The 8,797-nt window shown below is 46.5% G+C and carries 5 protein-coding genes; all 5 read right to left on the bottom strand.

Features of this window, described 5'->3' with window-relative positions:
• On the bottom strand, positions 1-2,274 hold a 2,274-nt coding region (locus AACZ40_RS26535; protein ID WP_339676577.1), incomplete at its 3' end, for a hypothetical protein.
• Positions 2,275-2,493: 219 nt separating this feature from the next.
• Complete coding sequence (locus AACZ40_RS26540) at positions 2,494-4,047, bottom strand: glycosyltransferase family 39 protein (RefSeq protein ID WP_291171824.1); 1,554 nt, start codon at positions 4,045-4,047, stop codon at positions 2,494-2,496.
• A gap of 76 nt (positions 4,048-4,123) precedes the next feature.
• Entirely contained in the window at positions 4,124-5,212 is a 1,089-nt protein-coding gene (locus AACZ40_RS26545) for a DUF1559 domain-containing protein (RefSeq protein WP_291171826.1), read from the bottom strand.
• Positions 5,202-6,335 (bottom strand): DUF4339 domain-containing protein, encoded by a 1,134-nt coding sequence (locus AACZ40_RS26550; protein WP_291171828.1) that lies wholly within the window; start codon positions 6,333-6,335, stop codon positions 5,202-5,204. The genes AACZ40_RS26545 and AACZ40_RS26550 overlap by 11 nt, the downstream gene beginning before the upstream one ends.
• A gap of 467 nt (positions 6,336-6,802) precedes the next feature.
• Positions 6,803-8,797 (bottom strand): glycosyltransferase family 39 protein (locus tag AACZ40_RS26555; RefSeq protein ID WP_339676581.1); only part of this gene is annotated, 1,995 nt, incomplete at its 5' end.

Here is an 8,797-nt window from a genome sequence, read left to right on the forward strand (position 1 = left end):
CAGTTCCTTGAATTTCATCGCAAAATACTGAGGGTCCCGTTTGGTGGTATTAAAAGGAAACTCTTTGAGGTCGAGTTTCCCGTCCTGATTAAGATCTAACTGCTCGAAGTATTCTACAGTCAAGGCGGCTGCCAACAGACCATCCCCCCAACGGAATTCAGCGAGAGTCAAAACCCCATCCTGATTCTGATCAGTTCGCAAAGAATGCCACTGACGAGAAAGATTCGAAAAAGGTGTCTGGCGGTACTCGTCCAGTGAAAGACGCTGATCGTCATCCAGGTCAAAGCCTGGCAGCAGATACGCAGTGACTTCTTTCATCCAAGGCTCGGCACTTGCGACAAGTTCTTCCTGACTTAAATAACCGTCATAGTTTTTGTCCGCTACCAGAAAAATCCCCACCGGATCTCGCCAGTGCGAGGGGTCGGTCTTCCATTCGCCAATCGACAAATTCTCATTACCATCATTATCCCACAACTTGAACAGAGCTAAAGTCTGTTTGCCATTGCCGAAGCCAAATTTCGCCTGTTTTGCTTCCGCGAGGTCGATCGATTGATTTCTATTCTGATCCAGATAGTCGAACAGCATACTGGTGAGCATCCGCCCTCCTGGTTCCCACAGCAATTCTCCTGTGGGATAACGTAGACCGTAAGCGATCTCTAGTACCTGCTCTGCCTCCTGCGGATCAACAAAACCATCTGCATTGCGATCCCAGTCCTCCCACTTCGACAACGCCAGACCGGAAACTGTACCTATAACATTTGATGTCGAGAATTCTACCTTGTCCAACTTCCCATCGTTGTTTGTGTCCCACTTGCTCCAGCCTGCCTGAAGCTTCAGCATCCGCTGAGCCACTCGATCTACAACTGGATGAGATAGTTTACGCATGTCGGGAGAGACCGTGTTTAAATATTCTTCAAAAGTCAACCGTTGGTCATTATCCAGGTCAAACAACTTAAAGTCTCGAATGAACTGTGGTTGTTCTTTGGGGGGTACTGATGAAAGAAACTCTGGCAGAGTCAAACTCTGATTGTTATCCTCATCACGAAAACGAAATTCATTCTTGGGAATTGTTTGCTTCTGTTTTTCACGTTTGGAAAATTCGGCGAGACTCAACAACCCATCTGCGTTACTGTCCCAATCATAGAAAGAACGTCTGGCCTCTTGCCTTTGTTTGTCTTTCTTCTCTCCCAGAAATTCAACCAGCGTTACTTGCTGATTTTCATCAGCGTCAAGTTTTTGAAATTCAACGAGATAATATTGAGAATCCCGTTTGGTGGTACTGAAGGGAAACTCTTTCAGATCGAGTTTTCCATCCTGATTGAGGTCGAGTCGCTGGAAATATTCTGTGGCCAACGCAGCTGCAAATACTCCTTTTCCCCACTGAAACTCAGAAATACTTAAATAGCCATCATGGTCTCGATCTGTTCGCATAGAGTGCCATTGCAGTGCCAGATTCGAAAACGGTGTCTGCCGATATTCATCCAGAGAAAGACGCTGGTCACCATCCGCGTCGAAACCATCCAGCAGATATTTGCTGACTTCTTTTGTCCAAGACTCGGCACCGGTGACAAGCTCTTCCTGAGTCAAAAGACCATCTTGGTTTTTGTCAGATGCCAGAAAGAGTCCCACCGGATCCCGCCAGTGACTGGTATCTATTTTCCACTCGGTGATGCTCAGCTTCCCATTACCATCCTGGTCCCACTCATTAAACAAGACCGGTGTCTGTTTGCCATCCCGGAAACCGAATTTGGCCTGTTTCGCCTCCTGTAAATCGATCTGATGATCGCCGTTCAGATCCAGATGATCAAACAGCATGGTCGTCAGCATCCGCCCCGATGGCTCCCACAGCAGTTCCCCCGTAGGATAACGCAGTCCATAGGCAATTTCCAGAACCTGCTCAGCATCCTGTGGATCAACAATACCATCTGCATTGCGATCCCAATCCTCCCACTTCGACAACGCCAGACCGGAAACTGTGCCTATAACATTTGATGTCGAGAATTCTACCTTGTCCAACTTCCCATCGTTGTTTGCATCCCACTTGCTCCAGTCTGCCTGAAGTTTCTGCAAACCATGTTTGATACGGTCCGCTAGTGGATGAGGTAGCTTGCGCTGACTGGGATGAACTATGTTCTGGTATTCCTGGAAGGTGAGCTGTTGATCGTGATCTCCATCAAACACCTTAAAATCCCGAATCAATCGGGGACGCTCTTTTTTTTCGGCTGTTTTCAGAAGCTCCTGCTGTGACAGTCGCTGATCCTGATTCGTATCCAAATTATTAAATCTGGTAACATCGGATTCAGAGTCGCGTTTTGCGTTTTGAGGGGGTGAAGTTTGTCCCAACAGATACGCCCCCACTGAAAAGGTCAAACAGACCACTAACGAAAAACAAAACAGATATGACCGCCCTAAAGAGGGGATGGAACTTGCTCCTGAGTTTGTAAAACTTTGGCAGTAGTGTCGGTTCATCTGATTATTCTCTTTGTTAATGTTTTATTCTGTTTCATGTTCATACAGGCGAAAGACAAGTTCGCAATAATATTCCTGAAAACGGACTTCTCCGACTTGTTTCCATCCAACCGGCATGGGAACACTCCAGCTATCTTGCATCCAACGATTGGCATCAAGTGTCCAGATCCATTTCGAATCACAGTTATTGATTCTGTCCCGCGAAAAATAATCCTGGTCCCGCATTACCGCGTTTCCGTAAAAATACGGGTAGTTCTCATCACCATGATAAGTAAATAATCCTTCACGGTTTTGCGTGTAGGCTATTGCTGAAGTGAACAGCATGGGATTACAAACAAGCAGATTCTCAGACGGTTTTCTCTGGGAGTCAAAATATGCCATGGCTGCCGGCAATCCGGAATACTTCTTCGAGATTTCACTTCGTCGCAGGTAGTTCTGAAAGCAGGAATACAACAATAAGCCCGACACCAGAATGCAGGTAGAAATTCGCAGCTTTATAGAAGGGATGCGACAAACCAGAACTGCGATTGCGACTAACAGCAGCAAATGCGCAAACAGAAAATATCGAGAGACAAAGATATTCCGAGACATTACGGAATAGATTGTCGCTACAAGAAATGAGACAAAGATGGCAATAAACAGATAGAGATCGGTGGGACGACGTCCGAGCAGCAACAGAATTAGCGACAGAAAGACAGCCTGTGCGACTCCCAAACCAATGACCATTGATGCAGGCGACCAGCGAGGCGGTGCAATGAACTGATAAAAGACTTTTCCTACATATTCCAGGTCAAATGGTTTCGTCCAGAATTGATTTTGTACCTGCTGGCTTTGGCTCAACAGACGAAACAATAACGGTGACCACGCCAATGCCAGCACAAGAGCTGACAGCAAGACCGGCTGCACTCTCCTGAATCGACTTCGATTCACATCAACGGGTGTCTGAAGCCAGCGGTAGCCGAAAGCAAAAATGTACTGGGCCAGCAGAATAAAAAGCCCGAAATGATGTGTGTATGCCAAGGCAATAGCAGAAACTGTGAAAAAACTCCAATTCCATGCTGCATGAGATTCATTACGAAGAGCCCTGATTAAAAGCCAGCTTGATATGGCAGTCAATGCAGCGCCTGGTGCATACATGCGGACCTGAAGAGACCAGGACACCTGGAGCGGACTCAAAGCGACAAATAATGCAGCAACAAGGGCCGATAATACAGCAGTGCTGTTCTCTTTCGAGGTACGATTGTTGTCGACTCGATAAGCCTCATACACGAAAAGATATGTACCAATAACTGTGAGCAGTCCACTTGATACGCTGAGCATCCGCGACGCAATCACGGAGGTTCCAAATAGCATTCCCCAAGATTTGAGCAGGTAAAAATATAATGGTGGATGCGTATCCTGAGTTGTTCTCGTCCAAATTTCGGCAAAGGAAAATTCTGCCATTTTCAGACAGAAACTCTCATCGAACCAATATGCAATATTTGTAATACAATGCAACCGAAAAAAAAGTGCAATCACCAGTATCACAATCAACACATAGATCGGATCTTTCCTGTAGTATGAGTAAGTGTTTGACATAATTGATTCTGAGCGCTCATGATAAATTACATCTGTCAATATAAAGTTGAATCACTGTTTCTTTTCAGGATCTGGTTTATTGTTCCAGCGAGGTACCACTCAAAGCCGCTCCCTGGGGACTGGCGAGCGCTGCATAAACTTTTCCATCGATATTTTCCGAAAGAAATTGGATGTGCCCATCACAGTAGCCGACATTGACGCCACCTTTGTGTAATGAATTGGGATAAGGGGCACTCCCTTCCGGCTTAGCGATACCAGCATTGATTGCGCTGGATCCTGAATTGGCCAGATTGTAATCGACGTTTCCCTCAGAACAGCTTCCATTTCGACAGGGATTGCCAATATAAAAACTGGTGAGATAAGGATTGGGTGAAGCCCAGTTGGAAGCCGAATTTTCAGGATTATAACCGGTGCGAATATTCTCTGAAATCAGCATGGTATTGGATGCACCATCCGTGAGGCCGGCCATGGTATAGTGTCGTTTTGCTCGGATTTCACCTTTCCAGGTTTCATTAAAAAACAGGCCCATCTGGAAAAACAGTTCCCGATCGGAAGGGGTTCCATCTCCTTCCGTGGATGAATTACAGGTAATTCCGTTTCCATTCAGATCCAGTTTTCCACTGGAAGGACCAATGGGGCAATCATGAATACCAGAAATCTGCGCTGAAAATCCAACTCCACTGCTGACAACATAAGTTAAATTCCCCTGGCCGGGAACTTCCGAAATATCGTCCGGGCAGGTTAAGACTGGGATATGCGTTTTTGCCAGCGGTGCGTTCACTGGATCTTTATAATTTTTTTCGACATCCCATTTATTATAGAGAGTCGCCTGATCGATGTAGGGCAGGGTTGCCACGACCCAACTGCGATAAGAGCCCCCCGAACCCGGAGTACCATCACCAAAATAACCACAGGCCGGAAACCGGTTAGCACTGTCCGTTGCCTGCAGTATTCCCAGCGTAACATTTCTCATGTTGTTTAAACATTGTACCTGCCGGGCTGAGTTACGTGCTGACTGCACTGCCGGGAGTGCAAGTGCTATTAAAATGCTGATCACTGCCGTGACAACCAACAGTTCCAGGATGGTATAACCGCTTTTCAGGCGAGATGAATCTGTAGGTGGTATTTCCATCACGTTATCAGCAAATGCTCGTTTACACTTCATCAGCGTGAGTCTCCAGCCACCAGGCGGCAAAGTAGGTTAGAACTGCGACAAATATCACGACATCCACAAAGTACATCCAATAAGAGAAATGAGAACATTCTCCTATGAGCGGAAAAATCAATTTCGCTTCGGTAGGCTTCCGCGAAGGAAAAATCATGCTCTGTTGCTCTGACCAGTTTAGCAGGAAAAACGCGGTAATATTGGCTGTCACAAGGGCGGCTCCCAGTTTGTAGCCGAGACGCAGATAAGGCGAAGCAACATAGACTAGTAGCGGCACCAGTGTGATGCTCACCAGGAAGGAACAGGCCGAATACACGAGAAACAGTAATGGAGTGGTTTCACCGATCAGTGGAAAGTAGAGTTTTCCCTGGCCCATCCAGCTGACAAAGCCGTAAATGCCGACACTGGCGCACAGGACCAGTACACAGGCAAGAATCATCTTACGAAAGACTGGATGTTCTAGAAAAGAAAAACTGATCGCGGGTACCATCTGCCGGGGATGTGGCACCTCATCCTGTTTGGGAGCCCGCGCGTCAATCCGTTCAACGGCTGCGTTCACCGTCGATGCCCAGGTCTCTTCAGAATACGCGCCTGTCGATACAACATCCTTCGCTGTTTCAACGGATGCGTTTGGCTCTGGCAGAGTCTCAGTTTCAGACTTGATCTCGTCACCGGGAATTGCAGAACCGTTCGGGGCAGGTCGACTGAGATCAACACTGACTTCGAGATGAGGATCAACGGGCACCGGAGGGATTTTGCTGTTCCTTAAGGAAAGCAGTCGCTTGAGCCAACCCGGCCGTTCAATATCCTGTTGCACAACGTCGGTACCAGTTCCCACAGGCTCATCTGATTCTTCCAGAAACGCGTCCAGATCATCTGCGCCAGCGAACTCATCATCTGGCTCATTAATAGAATTATTGACAGGAGGTAGTGTGGCGGGATCTCGTCGTGCCATATGAAATAGTCCGACTACGGAATCAGCTCGCTGCCATTCGTCCATATAATGCGGACGCACCATGGTCTCAGGCAAAAGCTGCTTTTCCCGCACCATCTCCACCATATGACGGAAGGTACAAGGCCCCAGCGTTTCATCTGACTCTTTGTAGTACCATTCGGTTGCCATTTCCAGTCATTCTTAAACTATGGATTTCCTAGTATGCTAGTAATACTTTATCAATTCAAAACGCATAGATTTTCGAACACACCGAAACTTAAATACAGTATATGATGTCTTTGTTTTAAAAGCAAACATCAGTTCACCAGGGATTAAAAACTTGATAAAAATGGCTTGCCCAAACTGTCGAGTCGGTCACTAAAAATATTTCAAACGGGGGGATGTGTGAGCAGTGCCTAAAATATCATCTGCGCTGTTGGAATTTTCCGCACTTTTGATGACAGCGCAAACTGATGTTTTGTGCTGTATTTTTTTTCACATCAAATATGATATGAGTATGATTGATACATGTACTTCATGGCAGGCATGATGTGCAAGTGGGCTTGTATAATCATCTTCTATCGTAAAATAAAGTAGAATCGTAAAAGTTTCGCATCTAGAATTACCTTGTAACTCTGGTTTGACCATGGAGTCGCCTAATCAGTGGCAACAATGTGAAAGATTCGAATCGAATAACCGACTCGCGCTGAGAAGGGACGTTGATTTAACCAGGCAATCTCATTCCTTCCCCCAAAATAGTTCTCGGAACGATAAAGGTCGTTAATGCTGACCGCGTACCACCCCGGTTTGAGTGGATATGTCTTTTTAGGATTGCTGCTATTACCTGTGGGAGAAATTGGTTTGAATTGGATACCTGCCACGTTCCGCTTTACGAAACCATAATACAACATGTAAAGCGGGTGCGATTCAGGGTGTGAATCACACCAGATTTTCAGTTCCAGAAGATCTTGTCCCCAATCGATGTTTTCATCAAGCAAGTGTTCTGGACCATTCGCTGGCCCAACGAATTCGTTGAAGTAAGAGAGGCTGTGCGGAAAGACTGCCAGAGAGCTCAAAGCCGAAATCAGTGCAAGGAAGATAATACAGAATCGGCGCGATAGAATCAGAGACCGTATGCGGGGTACTACTGCCGAACCATTCGTAAGAAAAGCCCAACATGCCGAGAAAGTAAATTCGTGTTCAAGCTGAGTGGAATTCTTAACTATGGGAACCTTGCTGATCCAAATGTAAATAAAGGGGAATGCAGGTAAGGCATAGCGTAGACCTCGATTGATGCCGGTTTGCGAACTGACAAGAATCAGGACAACGATTGCAGGTAGGATCAATACAAATTCATCAATGAGCGTGGGGCCAGTTTTCTCCGGTAAGGAAGTGCCTGTTAATTTCACAGGTGTATCTTGATTAATCGTAGCAATCGATAGATTTCTCGTATCAGTTTTCGCCACTCGCCTCCAAATACAGCAAACGATAAACCAAATTCGAAGCGAAATCAAAAGCAACACTCCCACAGGCATTTTGACTCCCATTGCGTACAGGTAATAATACCACCAGCCCCCTTTTTTGTGCTCGCCGCACAAGTAAGACATAAAATCCCTCTCGAAGTCATACCGTTGCACATCAATTCCCATCAGATAATTGGCGGGTACAGGAACTGGCAATGCGCCCAGCCAACGACCAGTGAACCAATTGCCTGGGACGGCGTGTGCATTCGTGCCGCCCAACGTACGGCTAATGAATTGGAATTCGTCTAACCGTTGCCATGAATTTTCGAAACCATAGCCCAAATTAATGAGGTAGACGGCGATTGCAAAAATTATAGTTAGTTGCAGGATACCGGGTAATAGTACGGATTTTTCGGATTGTGGCTTGGAACTCGGTAACATAGACCCGGAGCTGCTAGCTTTAAACAACCTATGACGTTGAGTCATCACCCACGACAACCATAATACTGGCAAGAGAGCGAAGAGTATTACCCATGTTAATTTTGCGAGTAAGGCCAGACCAAGCGCTAGTCCGGCATAAAACGCTTGCAACCAATCAGGCGCCCGAAGCCAACGCCAGAAAAAATATCCAGCCAAGACCCCGAGAGATGCTGCAGCGACGTCAGGAGTGATCAGCGCTCCGTTGCCAATAATATTGGGGCAAAAACACCATAATACAAGAGCGACCAAACCGGACCAATGTCCGTATAGGTCACAAGCCCAGCGATAGCAAATGTAGCCACCAACCAAACTGAAGGGAATACAAACCCAGCGTGCTAGCGTAAAATACCAGAACAAATCTGAGTCATTGTCTTTCAAAAACTTCCTGCCAACAGTGAACTCTCTGCGGGAATAAGGGGATGCTTCTGTTGCTTCATTAACTACACATTTTGGTGCCACAACAAGAATAGGCAGTGCGGCTACCATTCGAACTAACGGTGGATTAACACGGTACAGATCAAAATCACCTGATTTCCAGTGGCTAATCCCCGACGCAAGATGGGCCGGCTCATCTGCTGTAGGACTGTATCGATAGGCCTGCCAGGCGAGCAGGCAACCTTGCACTAGCAGTAGAAAAATGACGGCATAGCGAATCTCCCCCTGAAGTGTCGGGCAATATCGAGCGAGCATGATGATTGTTCTGACAAT

It is taken from the genome of uncultured Gimesia sp. (assembly GCF_963972345.1).
Classification (GTDB): Bacteria; Planctomycetota; Planctomycetia; order Planctomycetales; family Planctomycetaceae; genus Gimesia.